The organism is Monashia sp. HAY1-2A (genome assembly GCF_056755315.1).
In genome coordinates, this window is the sequence record NZ_JBNDHY010000841.1 from 1 (window position 1) to 231 (window position 231).

The following is a 231-nucleotide window of genomic DNA, read 5'->3' on the forward strand; positions in this document are numbered from 1 at the left end:
ACACTCTCTCCGTCGTCGGCAGCGTCAGATGTGTATAAGAGACAGCCGCTCGTGTCGGGAACGTTGGAGCCGTGCCCCCACGACCTCGACTGGGACGACCCCCTCACCGACGACTGGCTGCGCGCGACGTTCGACCGACTCGACCCTGTCTCTTATACACATCTCCGAGCCCACGAGACGCGTAGTAATCTGGGGGGGGGGTCTCTTTTTTGGGAAGGGGGGGGGGGGGGG

General features: G+C 64.1%; 1 protein-coding gene. It reads left to right on the plus strand.

Annotated features, from left to right (window positions below; genetic code table 11):
• On the plus strand, window positions 1-231 hold a 231-nt coding region (locus ACPYOM_RS24135), incomplete at both ends, for a hypothetical protein (protein WP_481347922.1).